5 protein-coding genes and 1 pseudogene are annotated in these 19537 nt (G+C 63.1%); 4 read left to right on the forward strand and 2 right to left on the reverse strand.

Features of this window, described 5'->3' with window-relative positions:
• Positions 1-74 precede the first annotated feature (74 nt).
• A complete protein-coding gene (treS, locus tag AC2CGW_RS15950) occupies positions 75-3386 on the forward strand; it encodes a maltose alpha-D-glucosyltransferase (RefSeq protein WP_484574283.1) in 3312 nt (1103 codons plus the stop codon).
• Positions 3387-3477: 91 nt separating this feature from the next.
• Complete coding sequence (gene glgB, locus AC2CGW_RS15955; protein WP_484574284.1) at positions 3478-5688, forward strand: 1,4-alpha-glucan branching protein GlgB; 2211 nt, start codon at positions 3478-3480, stop codon at positions 5686-5688.
• Between the two features lie 45 nt (positions 5689-5733).
• On the opposite strand, the gene AC2CGW_RS15960 is transcribed toward glgB, so the two are convergent.
• Complete coding sequence (locus AC2CGW_RS15960; protein ID WP_186709741.1) at positions 5734-6810, reverse strand: autotransporter domain-containing protein; 1077 nt, start codon at positions 6808-6810, stop codon at positions 5734-5736.
• A gap of 708 nt (positions 6811-7518) precedes the next feature.
• On the opposite strand from AC2CGW_RS15960, the pseudogene AC2CGW_RS15965 reads away from it, so the two are divergent.
• A pseudogene (locus AC2CGW_RS15965) lies at positions 7519-8277 on the forward strand (Tc toxin subunit A); the annotation flags it as partial.
• A gap of 4235 nt (positions 8278-12512) precedes the next feature.
• Positions 12513-17192, forward strand: a complete 4680-nt coding sequence (locus tag AC2CGW_RS15970; protein WP_484574309.1) for a SpvB/TcaC N-terminal domain-containing protein — start codon at positions 12513-12515, stop codon at positions 17190-17192.
• A gap of 105 nt (positions 17193-17297) precedes the next feature.
• Here AC2CGW_RS15970 and glgX read toward each other — a convergent pair whose 3' ends face one another.
• Positions 17298-19451 carry a glycogen debranching protein GlgX gene (gene glgX / locus AC2CGW_RS15975; protein WP_484574285.1) on the reverse strand — a complete coding sequence of 718 codons (2154 nt, stop codon included), beginning with the start codon at positions 19449-19451 and terminating at the stop codon, positions 17298-17300.
• Between the last annotated feature and the right edge of the window lie 86 nt (positions 19452-19537).

Below are 19537 nucleotides of genomic sequence, written 5' to 3' on the forward strand. Positions count from 1 at the left end.
GGGTTTACCCGCGAAGGACCGCAGAACGGTCCCGACAGCCTCACGCCGAAATTCGATCTTGAAAGGAGTCGCACATGGCCAAGCGTTCCCGCCCGGCAGCCTTCATCGACGACCCGCTGTGGTACAAGGATGCGGTGATCTACCAGTTGCACATCAAGTCGTTCTTCGATGCCAACAACGACGGTATCGGCGATTTCGCCGGCCTGATCAGCAAGCTCGACTATATCGCCGAGCTTGGGGTCAACACCCTCTGGTTGCTGCCGTTCTACCCCTCGCCGCGTCGTGACGACGGCTATGACATCGCCGAGTACAAGGCCGTGCACCCCGACTACGGCAGCATGGCCGATGCTAGGCGCTTCATCGCCGAGGCGCACAAGCGGGGGCTGCGGGTGATCACCGAGCTGGTCATCAACCACACCTCCGACCAGCACCCCTGGTTCCAGCGTGCCCGCCACGCCAAGCGCGGCAGCAAGGCGCGGGACTTCTACGTGTGGTCGGACGACGACCAGAAGTACGACGGCACGCGGATCATCTTCCTCGACACCGAGAAGTCCAACTGGACCTGGGACCCGGTCGCCGGTCAGTATTTCTGGCATCGCTTCTACTCGCACCAGCCGGACCTGAACTTCGATAATCCGCAGGTGATGAAAGCGGTGATCGAGGTCATGCGTTTCTGGCTCGACATCGGTGTCGATGGCCTGCGTCTGGACGCGATCCCCTACCTGATCGAACGCGACGGCACCAACAACGAGAACCTGCCCGAAACCCACGACGTGCTCAAGGCGATCCGCGCCGAGATCGACGCCAACTACCCCGATCGCATGCTCCTGGCCGAGGCCAACCAGTGGCCGGAAGACACCCGCCCGTATTTCGGCGAGGGCGATGGCGACGAGTGCCACATGGCCTTCCACTTCCCGTTGATGCCGCGCATGTACATGGCCCTGGCCATGGAAGACCGTTTTCCGATCACCGACATTCTGCGCCAGACCCCTGAGATTCCCGCCAACTGTCAGTGGGCGATCTTCCTGCGCAACCACGATGAGCTCACCCTGGAAATGGTCACCGACCGCGAGCGCGACTATCTATGGAACTACTACGCCGAGGACCGCCGCGCGCGCATCAACCTCGGTATCCGTCGACGCCTGGCGCCGCTGTTGCAGCGCGACCGCAGGCGCATCGAACTGCTGACCAGCCTGCTGCTGTCGATGCCCGGCACCCCGACGCTGTACTACGGCGACGAGCTGGGCATGGGCGACAACATCTATCTCGGTGACCGGGATGGGGTGCGCACACCAATGCAGTGGTCGCCGGACCGCAACGGTGGTTTCTCCAAGGCCGACCCGCAGCGCCTGGTGCTGCCGCCGATCATGGACCCGCTGTATGGCTACCAGACGGTCAATGTCGAGGCCCAGAGCCACGACCCGCATTCGCTGCTCAACTGGAACCGGCGTCTGCTCGCGGTGCGCAAGCAACAGAAGGCCTTCGGTCGCGGCACCTTGAAGATGCTGACCCCGAGCAACCGGCGCATCCTCGCCTACGTGCGCGAATACACCGATGCCGATGGCAACAGCGAGACCATCCTGTGCGTGGCCAACGTTTCGCGCGCGGCGCAGGCCGCCGAACTGGACCTGTCGCAGTATGCCGAGCGGGTGCCGGTGGAAATGCTTGGTGGCAGCGCCTTCCCGCCCATCGGCCAGTTACCCTTCCTGCTGACCCTGCCGCCGTATGCCTTCTACTGGTTCCTGCTGGCTTCCCACGACCGCATGCCCAGCTGGCATATCCAGCCTGCCGAAGGCTTGCCTGAACTGACCACATTGGTGCTGCGCAAGCGTCTGGAGGAGTTGCTCGAAGCGCCGTCGGTGGACACCCTGCAGGCGTCGATCCTGCCGCAGTACCTGCCCAAGCGCCGTTGGTTCGCCGGCAAGGAAGGACCGATCGATGCGGTGCGCATTCGCTATGGCGTGCGCTTCGGCACGCCGGCCACCCCGGTGCTGCTCAGCGAGCTGGAGGTGCTCAGTGACGGCGTGACCAGCCACTACCAACTGCCGTTCGGCCTGCTGCCTGAAGAGCAGATCCACAGCGCCTTGCCTCAGCAGTTGGCGTTGTCGCGGGTACGCCGAGGTCGACAGGTCGGGCTGATCACCGATGCCTTCGTGCAGGAGTCGTTCGTGCGGGCGGTGTTGCGCGCCTGCGAGGATGATACCCGCTTGCCCTCAAGTGCCGGCGAGCTGCGCTTCGAGTGCACCGGGCAACTGGCTGACCTGGCGCTGGGTGAGGACAGTGAGGTGCGCTACCTGAGTGCCGAGCAGTCCAACAGTTCGGTGGTGATCGGTGAACGTGTGGTGCTCAAGCTGATCCGGCGGGTCAATCCGGGCGTTCACCCGGAGCTGGAAATGAGCGCTTATCTCACGGCAGCCGGCTTTGCCAATATCTCGCCGTTGCTGGCCTGGGTCAGTCGTGTGGATGAGCAGGCGCAATCGCACCTGCTGATGATTGCCCAAGGTTACCTGAGCAACCAGGGCGATGCCTGGTCGTGGACCCAGAACACCTTGGAGCGAGCGATCCGCGACGAGATGGAACCCACGCAGACCAGTGCCGAGGCGCACACCGATGCCTTGTCGGAGCTTTCGGGCTTTGCCACCTTGTTGGGGCAGCGCCTGGGTGAGATGCACCTTTTGCTGGCCGCGCCCACCGCCGACCCGGCCTTTGCACCGCGCCCCAGCGACAGCCAGGACAGCCAGCGCTGGGGGCGACAGATCAATGCCGAGCTCAGTCATGCCCTCGACCTGCTGGCCGAGCATCGCGAGGAGCTGGACGGCGAAAGCCAGGCGTTGGTCGATGACCTGCAGCAGCAACGCGAAGGCCTTGCCCAGCACATCGACACACTCGCACGCCAGGCCCAGGGCGGCTTGCTGATGCGGGTGCATGGCGACCTGCATCTGGGTCAGGTACTGGTGGTGCAAGGCGATGCCTACCTGATCGATTTCGAAGGCGAGCCAGCGCGGCCTTTGGACGAGCGCCGGGCCAAGCACAGCCCGTACAAGGATGTCAGCGGCGTGCTGCGCTCGTTCGACTATGCTGCAGCGATGATCCTGCGCAGCGCCTCGGCGGTAGACCTGTCCGATGCCGCGCGCCAGGCCCGTCAACGGGTTGCCCGGCAGTACCTGCATCAGTCGCGTCATGCCTTCGTCGAAGCCTATGGCCTGGCCACCGCCGCCATTGCCCATGCCTGGCAGCACGCCGAGGGCGAGCGCGCCGTGCTGGAGCTGTTCTGCCTGGAAAAGGCCGCTTACGAAATCACCTATGAAGCCGACAACCGACCCGGCTGGCTGGCCGTGCCTTTGCATGGTCTGCATGGGTTGATCAGTACCTGGGGCGAAGCATGAACCCTGGAGGGACGGTAGTGTTGCCTGGCACCGGCGCAGCCCGTGCCAGGCACTGCGTTACTTTGACAAATACATGGAAAGGGGCAGTGAGATGAATGCATCAATGCGTAGCAACGGCGGCCTTCGCCAACGCGATCTCGACGCCCTGGCCAGCGCCGCGCACGCAGATCCGTTCGCGGTGCTCGGCCCGCACGTCGACGGGGCGGGCGACGAAGTCATCCGCGCCTTCCTGCCAGGCGCCTTGAACGCCCGGGTGTTGGCGCGTCACGACGGGCGCATCCTCGCCGAGATGGAGCAGGGCAGCCTGCCGGGCCTGTTCAGCGCATACCTGGACGAGCGCCAGCCCTACCTGCTGCAGATCGGCTGGGCCGGTGGCGAGCAGATCACCGAGGATCCCTACAGCTTCGGCCCGCAGCTTGGCGACATGGATCTGTACCTGTTCGCCGAGGGCAATCATCGCGACCTGTCAGGGCGCTTCGGTGCCCAGCCGATCCAGGTCGACGGCGTCGACGGCGTGTGCTTCTCGGTCTGGGCGCCCAACGCCCGGCGTGTCTCGGTGGTGGGCGACTTCAACAACTGGGACGGCCGTCGCCACCCCATGCGTCTGCGCCACGATGCCGGGGTGTGGGAGCTGTTCATCCCGCGCCTGGCCGTGGGCGAAACCTACAAGTTCGAAGTGCTGGGGGCGGACGGTGTGCTGCCGCTGAAGGCCGACCCCCTGGCCCGCGCCACCGAACTGCCGCCGAGCACCGCCTCGAAGGTCGCAGGGGCACTCAGCCACGACTGGCGCGACCAGCAGTGGATGGAGCAGCGGGCCCAGCGCCATGCCTACAGTGCGCCGCTATCGGTCTACGAACTGCATGCCGGCTCCTGGCGCTGCGAGCTGGACGAAGCCGGTGAGGTCGCACGCTTCCACAACTGGCGCGAGCTGGCCGAACGCCTGGTGCCCTATGTGCAAGAGCTGGGTTTCACCCATATCGAACTGCTGCCGATCATGGAGCATCCCTTCGGCGGCTCCTGGGGCTATCAGCCGCTGTCGCTGTTCGCGCCAACCTCCCGCTACGGCAGTGCGGAGGATTTTGCTGCCTTCATCGATGCCTGCCACCAGGGCGGCATCGGCGTGATTCTCGACTGGGTGCCGGCGCATTTCCCCACCGACGAACACGGCCTGGCACGCTTCGACGGCACCGCGCTGTACGAGTACGACAACCCACTCGAAGGCTTTCACCAGGACTGGAACACGCTGATCTACAACCTTGGCCGCAACGAAGTGCGAGGCTTCATGCTCGCCTCGGCGCTGCACTGGCTCAAGCATTTCCATATCGACGGCCTGCGTGTCGATGCCGTGGCCTCCATGCTGTACCGCGACTATTCGCGCAAGGCCGGCGAGTGGGTGCCCAACCGCTATGGCGGGCGTGAGAACCTCGAGGCGATCGACTTCATTCGTCAGCTCAACGACATCGCGCTGCACGAGGCGCCCGGTGCGCTGATCATCGCCGAGGAATCCACGGCCTGGCCGGGCGTCAGCCAACCCACGCAGCAGGGCGGCCTGGGCTTCGCCTACAAGTGGAACATGGGCTGGATGCACGACACCTTGCACTACATCCAGAACGATCCGGTACACCGTGCCCATCACCACAACGAAATGAGCTTTGGCCTGATCTACGCCTACTCCGAGCATTTCATCCTGCCCATCTCCCACGATGAAGTGGTGCACGGCAAGCGCTCGCTGATCGACAAGATGCCCGGCGATCGTTGGCAGAAATTCGCCAACCTGCGTGCCTACCTGACGTTCATGTGGATGCACCCGGGCAAGAAGCTGTTGTTCATGGGCTGCGAGTTCGGCCAGTGGCGCGAGTGGAATCACGACCATCAACTGGATTGGTACCTGTTGCAGTATTTCGAGCACCAGGGCGTGCAGAAGCTGGTGGGTGACCTGAACCGGCTATACCGCGAGCTGCCGGCACTGCACGAGCAGGATTGCCAGCCCCAAGGGTTCCAGTGGCTGATCGGCGACGATGCCGTCAACAGCGTGTATGCCTGGCTACGCTGGAGCAGCGCCGGCGAGCCGCTGCTGGTGGTGGCCAACTTCACCCCGGTGCCGCGTGAGGGTTACCGTATCGGCGTGCCGTTCGGCGAGCGTTGGGTCGAGCTGCTCAACAGCGATGCCGAGCTGTATGCCGGGAGCAACGTCGGCAACCTCGGGGCGGTGGCCGGTGAAGCGGTGGCAAGTCATGGGCAGCCGCTGTCGCTGGCCTTGAACCTGCCGCCGTTGGGCGTTCTAGTCATGAAACCTGCCTGATGTCACGGCGCATCCTCCTGCAGGGGGATGCGCCGCATGCGCTGATCACCAGCGCATCCGTACCCCAAGGCTTCCGATCAACCCATTCAGATCGTTGTCATCCACATCACTGCTGTAGTCGGCGCTGACGAACAGCGCCACCGTCGGCGTGACCCGCGCTACCAATCCCAGGCCCAGTTCCACGGTCGCTGCACTGCGCGAGCTGGAGATCTTGTCGACCTGATCCAGCTTGACCGCATCGCTGTTGTTGAAGTCGTACCAGACGTTGGTCCGCACATAGGGTTCGATTGGCATGCCCCGCACTTCGTAGCGCCCCGACAGTTTCGCGCCCACTCGGCCACTCCAGCTCGGCTGGCTGTCGAACGCCTGCAGGGTCTCGGCCTGGGCCTGGCCGGCGGGGAAGAACTGCTGGTTGATCAACTGCGCCTGCGGCTCGATCACCCAGTGGTTGCCCAGGCCGATGGGGAAGCCACCCTCGACCGAGAAGGTCATGGCATGGCCGCTGTCATCCAGGCGCTGGCCGCTCTGGCTGCGACCGTTGACATCGATGCGCGTGCCCATGGCCACTGCATCCACATGCCAGCCCTGGTCGTGGGTCATGCTCCAGTAAACGCCCAGGCTTTCGCCGCTGAGGTTGACCGCGTTGCGCTGCTTGTCACCGAGCAGGGAGCGCATGCCGTTGAAGCTGCTCTGCAGGTTGTTGTGGCCGACGAACACCCCGGCGCGGTGCACGTTACCGCCGGCGGTCTCACGTACGAAGAGGTCCGGGCCGATCGTCAACTGCTGGCTGGGCGCCTCAAGCCGCGCTGGCGGCACGGAGGTCGGGTGCGGGGCGCCGGGGAAGAACTGTGCCCATTGGCTGGCGACCATGCCCATCGGCACATCCCCGTGACGCGCACTCATGCGTTCGGAGAACGCCTGCAGGGTGCCCATCCCCAGGCCACTGGCGCTCACAGGATTGAGCGACAGCAGGGGTATCGCCGGTGGCTGCAACGGGCTGGCGAAAGGGGTCTCTTCGTCAAGGTCGAGCGCGAACGTTTCCACCGGGGTTGCCAGAAGCAGCGACGTGGAAACCGCACAGAACAGCCGGTCGAAGCGCAAAGGATTCGATGCTCGTTTCATGGCGGATCTCCTGTTTCTTGTGGGTAACAGCCAAGGCCTGGCCTGGTGTCACGAGCTGTACGACACGAAACAGGGGGCGACACAAACCAGCACGCGGAGTTTGCTGGCGCGCGTAAAGACGCGGGCCAGAGAGCTCGGCGCGAAGTTTTCGCAGTGGGCGATATGTTCAGCTAAGGAGAGCTGGCGCCTTGCGTCAAGAAAAGGTTGGTGCGATCAGAAAATTGTGTTGTGACGGGTAACGCGTTGAATAAGCGTGTGATTGTCCTTCGGTTAGTAATGTGGGTTCTTTGTCTGGGTTTGGTTATGCCAAAACATTGCTAGCCAGGTTTGGCTGTATTAGCGGCCCTTTGATCGACTGGCTACCTGCTAATTCTGTCAGTTTCGCTCGGGCGTATTTGTACCTAGCATCCAGTGACACCCACGAAAGGGCCAGCGCAACGCAGGCCCGCTTCGCTCGCTCACGCCAAGGATCGCCAGGGGGAAACCATGGCCAAACGCCAGAGCCGCAAACAAGTTGGCCTACTCGACAGACTGCTGGACACCGAGCCGGGAATCAAAGTCAAACTCACCCCAGCGACCCTGGAGCAAGACTCGATCATTGGCCTGCAGTGCAAGACGACCGATGCGCTGATGGCGCATTATCCGAGCTTGCACAGCGACGAAGCCCAGCGACTGAAGGGGCGTCTGAATGCTGCGGCAGCGGCGATGATGCGTACTTTCCGGGAAAAGCGCCTGATTGCCGGGGCGCGCCGCCCCTCAGATGAGCTAAAGGGCCCTCTGGACTTATCCAGAGGCCCGACCTTCGAAAATCAGTTCTTGCCCAGTTGGGGCAACAACGCACATCCGCAGGCGGTGGATGCCACCACCTCGCCAGTGGCCTACCTCATCGATCTACTGACGTTCATCCAGGATCACGTCGAGGCCCAGGGCGATGCGGATCTGATCCTGACGCTAAAAACCCGGCGCCCTGATCTGTTCGAGCGCCTGATCGATGAGGCGTTCATGAACCGTGAACTGCCGCAGGTCCAGGTGATCATCCATGTCCTGGAACAGTTGATCGAAGAACATCGCCAGCAAGCGGACAGTGAGCGCACGGCCACTGAAGACAAGCTGCTCAAGGTTCGCTATCCCATCAAGCAGTTTCCCTATGAAGCGTATTGGGCGCAGATCCGTACCGTGCTGTCGCACAACTCGCTGCTGATGGGTGATGTGGCACGCCTGTCGGACATCGACAACCCTTACTTCATCCAGCCCGGTGCGCATTCACCCTGGTCCGATGCCGCGCTGCAGCAGGAAGCCACGCTGGGCCCGCTGCTGCGTGCCCTGCTGATCGAGCCACCCTACTTCGGCACAGCGGCGCAGAGTCGTGGGCTGAAGACACAGTCCGATGAGCCCGGGGAGCGGCATCAGGCGTTCTTCGAGGACAACTTCGGAGTGCCGAATGCCATGTACCTGCAAAAGGTGGTGACCTTCTGTCAGGCGGTGCAGATCAGTCAGGATGAGATGGAGTCGCTGTTCGGCCTGGCGGCCTATGCACCCACGCGTTCGGACAACGTGACCAGCAATGTGCTGGCCGAGCAGGTTTCGCCGGCCCTGTTCGTCGCACGCTTCATCAACAGCGGCGAGGCAGCGCCGGTTGGGGTTGTCAGCGATGCGCAGGACCCACAGCTGCACACCTTCGAAAACTTGTCCGAAATGCGGTTTGACCGGGTCCAACGTCTGGTGCGCGTGGCCAGCGCGTTGAATCTGACCTATGCCCAGGCCGACCAGGTGGTGTGTGCGGCAATTGATGCGGAAAAGCGCGCTGTCGCCGAAGTCAGGCGCATCAAGTCCGATGACTCGCCGTTATGGATGACGGTCAATACCCATCGGGCCTTGGGTTTGTTCCAGTTCTTGCGAGAGCGCTTCGCCTGTAGCGCTGAAGACTTTTCCGTGCTGCTCTCGGATATGGCTGTTCACGGCATTGGCGCGACTGCGAGCCATTTCGACCGGGTCTTCAACAGCGATCCCACGTCGCGTCTGGTGCTCGACGGTAGCGACTTCAGCCTCTCGGGCGACGATGTCGTGAGCAAACGTACCGTTGACCAGTTATGCCGCGGGCTGGGCATCAACCTGGAGACGTTCCGTTACCTGTCGCGTGTGTTGATGCAGGGGCAAGGGGGCGACAAGCTGCAGCGCTCTGTGCGCGTGGTCAGTGCCTTCTACCGTGTAGCGATGCTGGCCCGTCTGCTTTCGGTTACCACCATCGAGCTGCTGGCACTGTTGGAAACCCTGAGCCCCGAGGGGCTTTATGCCTTGCAACTGGCGGGGGCACCGCAAAATGCCATGTACCGCAGTTTTGCCCAGACCGACACCCTCAGCGTCATCCATGCCATCAGCCACTGCGTGCTCTGGTGTCAGGAGCAGGACCTGCCGATCAGCTGGCTGGTGCAGCAGTTGCTGCCGGTCGAGACGCCCGATGTGGTGCCCCAGGAAATCTCTGCACTGTTCGGCGAACTCAAGACTCAGTTGCTACCTTTCCAGGCCTTCGAGCAGGCCCTGCTGGATGCCGGTGTTCTGGCCCTACCTGCAGGTGAGTGGTTGAAAGCCTTGGTACAGGTCGTCGATGAGCAGGGCTTGCTGGCGGACACTGGCGACCCCGAACAGGACTTCGACCCGGAACAGTACGAGCAATTTGCCGAGCGGGAAATCAAGGCGGCGGTCGATCAGTTGGCCAGCGCCGGCAAAAGCCAGTTGCCCGATATGGACAGCGCTGAAAAGGAGCGCCTGACCGGCATTATTCTCGGCGTGGTCCTGCGCATTCGTTCGCAGCAGTGGGGCGTCGTTCAACAGGGTCTTTCACAGCTTCTGAAGGTCAATGCCGACATGGCGATCCCGATGGTCTACTGGGCCGAGGGCACAGTGCACCAACTGCTGGAGAGTGCGGTGGCCTTCGACCCGCAGCAATCCCAGTCCGATGCCATGAAGGCCATGCTGGGGCTGGTGCAGCGGATGCAGCGCTGTGCACAAATCGCGACGCGTTTCGAGTTGACGCCCACGTTGTTCTCCAGCTTGTTGATGCGCGCGCACCGCGCACGGTTCGGTATCGACGCCTTCGACTTGTCCTTGCACACGCTCTACCATCTCGATCGCTACGCCCGTGGCCTGCGTCTGGCCAAGCAAACGGAAGCACAACTGCTGGGCTATTTCTCGGCAATCGAGGGATTGCATGACCTGACCGCGAATGAACAGCGTCTGATCAGGGATGCGGCTGCCCAGCGTATCTCGGCCTGGTTGGGTTGGGGGATCCGTGAGGTGCTGGACGTGGCGGCCCGGGTTTCGCCCGATGGCATCATTCGCGATCTGAGCCAGTTGCGCATCGTGGTCGACACCAAGCTGCTCAGCGAGACCACGGGGCTGAGCGCTGAATCACTGATGAAACTCAGCAAGCTGACTGCCTATTCAGACACACAGGACTACCGCGATGCCGCCCAAGAGATGCTCAGCAGCCTCGACGGTGACAGCGCGCAACGCCGGGACGAGGCAGAGCTGCGTCAGAGCCTGGCCACGCGCTGCACCGTGAGTGAAACACGTCTGATCGCCAGGGCGCCTGATCAGGAAACCACGGTGACCTTGAAACTGCTCGATATGCAGAACGAGCCGGTTTCAGGTATTCGCGTCACCTGGTCCACCGATCTGGGGGTTTTGCAGTCCCATTCCAGCTACACCGATGAAGAGGGGGTGGCCAAGGTGCGACTGCAGGCCGGTACGCAGTTGGGCAGTGCCCATGTGCAGGCCAGCTACCTGCTCGATGGCAAGGCATTCGCGCCGCCGGTGGTGATCGACTGTGACGAAGAGACGGTGCGATTGATCAGGATCGAGGGACAACCAGGTGCCAGGGCGCCTCTGGAGCTCGCAGGCGGACAAGGCATTTATCGCTTGGCTGCCCTGCTCGTCGACCGTTATGACAATGATGGGGTGGATCGTCTGGTCAACTGGTCCACCACCATCGGCTACTTTGTGGACAACATCGGTGAAACCTTGACTGACCACACCGGCTACAGCCGGATTGCGCTAAGAAGCCGGGAGGCAGGCACGGGCGAGGTCCGCGCGTGGTACGCAGGCAAGCCCGATGACGTCACTGTGGTTCAGATTGGCTTTGCCGACAGACCCTACATCAGTTCGCTCGTACTGCAATCTGCGTTGGTCGTGGATGAGCCGATCACGGTTCAGGCCAGGGTCCTGGGGCTTGATGGCGAGCCGGTCGCTGGCCAGGCGATGTCCTGGTTGCTTGAAGGGGGCGAACTGGTCAGCGCCGACAAAACCAGTGATGGAGCCGGGCTGGGTCGAGCCGTACTGCAGGTCGGTACGGCTGGGCGGGTGAAGGTGACCGTGACCCTCAGTACTGCCGATGAAACCGCAGAGGCCTATCACAGCAAGGATCTTGCGTTCGACGTGCTTCCCGATGCGGTGATGCGGCAGTACAGGAAGATGGGGAGCTGGCCGTTGGCCGATGGCATCAGCACGGTGGAGTATGACATCCATATCGCCACTTCCGATGGCATCCCCGTGAGCATTCCGCCGGGCACGACAATGTTGCAGATGTGTCCGGTGTTGTTCGGTGGTCGGTTGCACGTGATCTGGTGGTACTTCACTGCACCGACAAAGGTCCTCGGTGCGAATGGTGAAGAAAGCAACAAGCGTTCGTATGCGCTGACCTTGGACATCATTCACCTTGGGCTCGATAACCAGTGGACTACGCCGGAGCGACTGTGGCAGCACGGCGTCGAAGTTACCGATTCTGACGACTCGTCGCAGATACCCTCTAAAGTGAAGAATTTCAGGGTGATGGCGGTTGCGCTTGGGCGCGTGAACGGGGATGACGATCAACTGTTCGTTGCTGTTCACGATACGTCGGACAATGACGCCTGGGAGGAGAGATTCAGCCTTCAACGGGATGTCTTGAAACGTGGCACCGCACCCGCTATCGATCCTATCAACAGCGCAGCCCTTTCTCGACGATTCACAGGTAGCGCGAGCCGCTTGGCCTTTTCGCAGCGTATTGCAGCGGTCGATGCTGCGGTGAAAAGCATCAAGCCGAGTGGCAACCCTCATATTGCACTCGATGCTGTACTCGAGCAGGGCCCGACGGCGCCTTCACTGCGAGTACGTGCACGCTCCAGCGAGTTGCGCATGCGTTTTCAGACATTGGCCCTGTTGTTTGACGAAATTGGTTGGGATTACTACGGTCTTTACGTGGACTTCCGACTATACGCCATTGAATCACGAGGCGAAACGCAACTTAATTTTATCGCCGTCACGCATGGTGCCCCGAACTTTGAGTCCATCACAATCCAGCATGATGGTAAGACCCTGGCGGTATTGAAACGGTCCGATTTTAGTGGAACGTGGTACCCCAACATGTTTTCGGGTATGACAAATTTCGCGTTACCGGAACTTTCGCGTCCACTCTCCAAGGAGTACATCCGTGAAGGCATGGGTTTCACGGTCATTATCGATGAAGCGTCGGGCCTGCCGCTGCAGAGCACGCGAAACCGAGTCAATGGGACTGTTGAAAGTATCCGTTTGCCGAAAGTGGAACTCCTACATCGGCAAGGCGATAAATCGACAACATGCTGGTCGGGGCCCTGGGTTCTCAATAAGCATGCCGTCAGCACCTGGAGGCCTCTGGTGGTGAGACCTACAGCGTCACCCCTTGGTGCCTGCGCAGCGGCGCGCCATCGCAGCGTCTTGAGCATTGGGTCGTCAAAGGCGCTGCGGCTGACCCTGGTTTCTGGCTGCACTGGCAGCCCGATGGCAGCCTTTCGTTGTTCGGCTGGTCGGCCTCTGCACGTCTGCGCGATCCCGCAGCCCCTGAACGTGTGGCGGGCTGGTACCTGGAGGAGCGCGTTTCGGCCCGTGGCGAGCACCTGGTGTACCGCTATCGCGCCGAAGACGACAAAGGCTGCAGCGACCAGGAGCTCAAGGCCCACCCGCAGGTCGCCAACCTCTATGCCGATACTGTCTATGCCATGAACGCCACGCCTTCGCAGGCGCTGCTGATTCCCCAGGACGGCTTCGACGAGACGGATTTTCTCACCTTCACCCAATTCGACTATGGCGAGCGCGGCGCCGACCCCGAGCGGGTGCCTGGGCTTGCGCCGGAGCAGGATTGGCCGGTGCGCGACGACTGCCATTCGTTCTGGCGCTATGGGTTCAACGTGCGCATCCGCCGGCTGTGCCGCGATGTGCTGCTCTGGCACCGCACCGCACGCATGAACGGCGAGGCCGACGACACGCCAGAGCTGGTGGCACGGCTGCACCTGCAGTACGACAGCGGCCCGGTCTGCAGCATTCTGGTGTCGGTGCAACAACTGTCGAGCGTATCCGACTGTCGCTTGCCGCCGATGGAGTTCGAGCTGACCCGACCTGGCAGAGCTACGCCCGGTTGGGAAGCGGTGCCAGCGCTCGACGGCTTCTGGGCCCCTGCATGGCAGATGGCCGACTTGCAGGGTGAAGGCGTGCCAGGGCTGTTGTACCGGGATCGGGGCGCCTGGCATTACCGGCCGCCGATGCGCCCGGACAAGGCCCGAGGCGCGGCGCAGGATGCGATCATCTGGGGGGCGCCGCAGCTCTTGCCCAAGCGTCCGGCCGATAGCACCGGCAGCCTGACCGACCTGGATGGCGATGGCCGCCCCGAGTGGTTGATCACCGAATCGGGAATGCGTGGCAGTTTCACGCTGGCGCCCGACGGTATCTGGGGGGCGTGGAAACCGCTGTTGGGCTTGCCCAGCGAGTATGGCCATCAGGCTGCGCAGATGACTGATCTCACCGGCGACGGCCGCTCCGATGTGGTCATGCTGCGCGCCCTCGGCCCACGGAGCGTACGGCTATATCCCTCCGCAGGCGCCGACGGCTGGCTGGCGGCGGTCACTGCAGAGTACGCGGGGCGCGAAGCGCTGCCATCACTGGATGGGGCCGACCGGCAACTGGTCGCCTTCGCCGATCCTGCCGGCAGTGGCCAGTCGCACCTGCTGCGCATCACTGGCGACAGTGTGACGCTCTGGCCGTCCCTGGGCTATGGCCGGTTCGACGAGGCCATCAGTATCCCGGGTTTCAAGGTGGAGGATTTCAACGCCTCGCGGGTGTTCCTCGCCGATACCGACGGTGCGGGCACCACCGATATCCTTTACCTGGAACCCGCCCGTATCCGTGTGTTCATCAGCCAGTGCGGCAACCGTTTCGTCGAGGGGCCTGCGATCGAGATGCCGCAGGGGGTGACGCTGGGCAATGAAGCCCAGCTGCAGGTGGCCGACATCCGTGGCCAGGGGACTGCCGACTTGCTGGTGACGGTGCCGGGCCATGGCCCTGAAAAAACACCCCGCAGTTGGCTGTACCGCTTCAACGACCACCGGCCGTGGTTGCTGTCGACCATCGTCGACAACATCGGCAACCGCACCGAGTTGCAGTACCGCAGCTCGGCCCAGGCCTGGCTCGACGAAAAGGCCGAGCAACTGGCCCGCGGCCAGACGCCGGTCAGCTACTTGCCGTTCCCGGTCCATACCGTGAGCCGGATCACGACGATCAATGAAATTACCGGTTTGTGCATGGGTCGCGAGACTACCTATCTCGGCGGCGTGTGGGATGGCCGCGAACGTGAATTTGCCGGGTTCAGGCGCCTGATCCAGACCGACACCCATGACATGGTCCGGTCGATGGCCGCCCATCTGTCGCCGCCCTCGCGTACCTGCACCTGGTTCTACACTGGGGTGGAGGCGCTCGATGCGGTGCCTGACGACGCCTTTGTCGACATGGATGCCCGATTCCCTCAGGCTCCACCGCGTTTCACCCAATGGCGTGACGATGCAGAGGAGGCGCTCGAGGTAACGGGGGCGCTGCGCGCCTGGTTGTACCGCGCGGTCCGTGGCCAGGTCATGCGCAGTGAGGTGTACGGGGAAGACGGCCATCCGCGTGCCGGCAACCCCTACAGCCTCGAGCGCTCGCGCCTGCAGATCCGGGCCTTGGCCAGTGCCGATCCTCAGCGACCGAGTGCGCTGGTGACGCCGGTCCAGCAGCTGGCATTCAGTTGTGAACGGGTGCCGCAGGACCCGGTGGTCGCCCAGACGCTCGTTCTCGCCCAGGACTTGTATGGCAACGTGCTGCAAAGCGCTGTCGTCAACTATCCGCGTCAGTTGCGCGAGGCGGACCTGGTCAAGGAGGAGGGTGAGCGGCAGATCTATCCCGACAGCTTGCCGGCGGGCTTGATCGAGGCAAGTTGCGATGAGCAGCAGTACGACTGTTGGGTCAATCTGACCCGCTCCCGCGTGCACAATCTGGTCCGTGGCGATGACTTTGTCATCGGTCTGGCGGATGGCACGCGCCGGGATGTGATCAAGCTGGCGGCCAGCGACGTGCCCATGGACGGTTTCAGTGTAGAGAACCTGGCAGTGGATGAACTGCTGATGGCCGATCCGCAGAGGACGACGCTGGTCGGCTACGAGAAGGCGATCTGGCGGAAAGCCGATGGCTCAGGCGCCGCGACGGTCCCTTCGCGTCAGGCACTGCTGGCCTATACCCGCACGGCGATGCTCGACAAGGCTTCACTGGATGTCCTGCGGCCGACCTTCGAGCAGACCTTGGGCAATCTGGTGGAGCAGGCGCTGGCCAACCCGAATGCCGACCCGGCAGTGCTGCGCCGGGTGCGCGATCGCCTGCCGCACGTGACGGCGGTTGCGACCTCGTACTCACTGCTGATGGCTTATCTGCAGTGCTCGCCCCAGGACGAGCAGGCGCTCGGGATTCTGCGCGCGGCGCTCAAGACCGTGATTTCGGTGGATGCCTTGCGCGAGCGGCTGTACCAGGCCGACGCTGCGGTGTTGCCGGAGGGCTTGCAGGCGGCGTTGCGCAAGCAGAGCCGTGTGGCCGATGCGGCCCTGCCAGCGGTGGTGGCATGGTTCGCCGGCCAGGCGCAAGGCAGTGCGGATCTGCAGCGCCTGCATGGCGCAGTGGCGGACGGACTGGCCGTGACCGGTGCTGACAGCGTGTTCTGGCGAGTTGTGCTGGCCAATCTTGCGATGCGCGGTGGTGATCCATCCCACCCAGTCCAGCTCCAGGCATGGTTGGCAGACGTCCAACACTTGCTGGACACCCGGGTGCAGGCCGAATCCCTGACCGAGCTGCTCAAGCGTGGCGGCTATGTCGCCATGAGCCGACCGGAGGATGCCGAAGAACTGGCCGAGCCGCACGATCCCTCCGATACAGGCGCGCCTTCGATTCCGTGGTCGCCGCCAGTCGAAGAGGCGTACTGCGGCCACCACGGCATTTCGGAGTATCGTGGCGCCGAGCATTTCTGGATGCCCGACACCGTCCAGGAAAGCACGGTGACTGGCCCCAGCCAACTGCAGTACAGCGCCCATGACATCGCCGTGTGCAAAGTGACCGATGCTGCCGGTCTGACCTCCACTGTCGAGGTGTATGACTGGCGCTTCATGCAGCCAGTGCAGATCAAGGACGCCAATGACAACACCCACACCAGCAGCCTCGATGCTCTGGGGCGGGTGATGCATACCCGTTTCTATGGTACCGAAACCCCGGCAGGCAGCGATGAAGCCGTCATGAGCGGCTTCTCCCCCGATGCTGCCTTCACGCCCCCTCGCACGGTCGAGCAGGCCGTGGCCCTCAACGAGAGCAAAGGGGTGCCGGTGGCCATGGCACTCACCACCGTGGTCGACAGCTGGATGCCCTTGGCGCTGCAGGCCGATGGTCATGTCGTGGGCACCCGCCGTTGCGGTGCATTGGCCTGGCAGCGGGATGCGCAGCGTTTGCGTCGGGATGGCATAGAGGTGTCTGGCGAGCTGTTCATGGCCGGGCGCACGCCACCCCATGTGATCCAGATCCAGCCCGACCGTTATGACAACGATCCCGAGCAACAGGTGCGCGTGCAGGTGTCGCTGACAGGCGGCTCGCAGTTGTTGCAGGTCGCCATCCTCAATCCGGGCGGCGAGGCGTTCGTGCGTACCGAGGAGGGAGGCCTTGCCCAGGATCAGGATGGGCACGCGGTGTCGGCTCACACCGAGGTGCGCTGGGCGGTCACCGGCAAGACCGAGTTCGACAACAAAGGGCAGGCGGTTCGAATGTGGTTGCCGTTCTACCTCGACGACTGGCGCTGGGTCAGCGACGACAGTGCGCGTGAAGGCATCTATGCCGACACGCATTTTTACGATGCGTTGGGCCGCCAATGCAGGATCGTGCGCGCCAATGGCGAGGATGTCGAAGGCGAGTGGGCGAACTACGAGCAGCGCGTGCAGGTATACCCCTGGTTCAAGGTATCGGAGGACGAAAACGATACCTGGCAGGAGGTCATCGAGCGGGCACGGCTCAAGGCGCGCAGTACTTTGCATTGAGGCGCGGGCCTCGGGCCATCGATGTGGCTCGAGCAACGTGCCGATGGGCTGCCGCGCAGCCCATCGGCAATGGTCACGCGGGCGGGGGTGGGTATCGCTGGCTGGTCATTCCTCTTCGCGCTGCAACACCAGCAACAGCACCGAGCGGCCCTGTACCTCGAACAGGCTCTCGAACGCCAGGTGCTGTGCCTTGCGCAACTGCGGCCGATCGGTATCGACCAGGCAACTCCAGTGTTCGCCTTCAGGTACGCTCGGCAGCTTGAACGGCACCACGTCATGGTGCGCATTGACGATCAGCAGCACCGTCGCTTCCGCTCCTGGCCGGGCAATCCCGCTGACTTGCGCGCGGCCGTCGATCAGCATGCCCAGGCAACGCCCGTGCGGGTCTTCCCACTGCTCCACGCTCATCTCGCTGCCGTCGGGAGCGAGCCAGGTGACGTCCTTGACTCCGATCGCCTCGTTGTAGTCGCCGACCAGGAAGCTCGTACGGCGCAGCACCGGGTACTGTAGCCTGAGCCGGGTCAGACGCTTGACGAAGGCCAGCAGTTGCGTGCCGTCCTCGTCCAGGTCCCAGTTGACCCAGCCGATCTCGCTGTCCTGGCAGTAGGCGTTGTTGTTGCCATGCTGGGTGCGGCTGAATTCATCACCCGCGACGATCATCGGCGTGCCTTGGGACAGCAGCAGCGTGGCGAAGAAATTGCGCATCTGGCGCATGCGCAAGGCATTGATCTGCGGGTCGTCGGTGGGGCCTTCGACGCCGCAGTTCCAGGACAGGTTGTTGCTGGTGCCGTCCTGGTTGTTCTCGTCGTTGTCCTCGTTGTGCTTCTCGTTGTACGAGACCAGGTCGCGCAGGGTGAAACCATCGTGGGCGGTGATGAAATTGACCGAGGCGTAAGGGCGCCGGCCGCGGTTGTTGAACATGTCGCCGGAGCCTGTCAGGCGCGCGGCAAAATCGGCCAGTTGGCCCTCGTCACCTTTCCAGAAGGCGCGAGCGGTATCGCGGAAGCGGTCATTCCATTCCGCCCAGCCGGGGGCGAAGTTGCCCACCTGGTAGCCGCCGGGGCCGCAGTCCCAGGGCTCGGCGATCAGCTTGACGCTGCGCAGCAGCGGGTCCTGGCGGCAGGCGACGAGGAAGCTGTGACGTTCGCTGTAGCCGTCGTGATAGCGACCCAGGATGGTCGCCAGGTCGAAGCGGAAACCGTCCACATGCATCTCGCCTGCCCAATAGCGCAGTGAGTCGGTGACCAGTTGCAGTACGCAGGGGTGGCTCAGGTCGAGGGTATTGCCGGTGCCCGAATCGTTGATGTAGAAGCGTTTGTCGTCAGGCATCAGGCGGTAGTAGGAGGCGTTGTCGATACCGCGCATGGACAGGGTCGGGCCACGCTCGTTGCCCTCGGCGGTGTGGTTGTAGACCACATCGAGGATCACTTCCAGGCCCTTCTCGTGGACGTGCGCGACCATCTCCTTGAACTCGGCGATCTTGCCACTGGCCAGGTACTTGGGATGGGGGGCGAAGAAGGCCAGGGTGTTGTAGCCCCAGTAGTTGTTCAGGCCCTTGTCCAGCAGGTGCTGGTCGTTGACGAAGGCGTGCACGGGCAGTAGCTCGATGCTGGAAACGCCCAGGTCCTTGATGTGGGCCAGCAGCGCGTCGTTGGCAAGCCCCGCGAAAGTGCCGCGCAGATGCTCGGGCACTGCCGGATGGCGCATGCTGATGCCACGGGCGTGGGCCTCGTAGATGACGGTCTGCTCCCAGGGAATCTGTACCCGCTGGTCGCGACCCCAGGTGAAGGCCGGGTCGACGACCTTGCACTTGGGCACGAAGGGGGCGCTGTCGCGTTCATCGAACGACATGTCGTCGTCGGGGTGCCCCAGGGTGTAGCCGAACAGCGCCTCGGACCATTTCAGCTCGCCCACCAGTTGCTTGGCGTAGGGGTCGATCAGCAGTTTGTTGGCGTTGAAGCGGTGACCGTTCTGGGGCTCGTAGGGGCCGTGCACGCGATAACCATAGACCAGCCCCGGATGCGCGTCGGGCAGGTAACCGTGGTAGATCTCGTCGGTGTATTCGGGCAGCTCGATGCGCTCGAGCTCGTTTTCGCCGGTCGCGTCGAAGATGCACAGCTCGACCTTGGTGGCGTTGGCGGAGAACAGCGCGAAATTGACGCCCAGTCCGTCCCAGGTGGCGCCGAGCGGGAAGGGCAGGCCCTCGCGAATCCGGGTGGGCGCGACGGAACGGGTTTTCTTCGGCGTGCGTGGGTTCATGGCAGTCCTCGTCGGGCCAGGTGAATTCAATTCGGCAGTGCGCTGTGGGAGCGGGCAAGCCCGCTCCCACAGGGAGGGGCTGGCCT

The sequence above is a fragment of the Pseudomonas sp. SYWMCR5 genome (genome assembly GCF_057197165.1).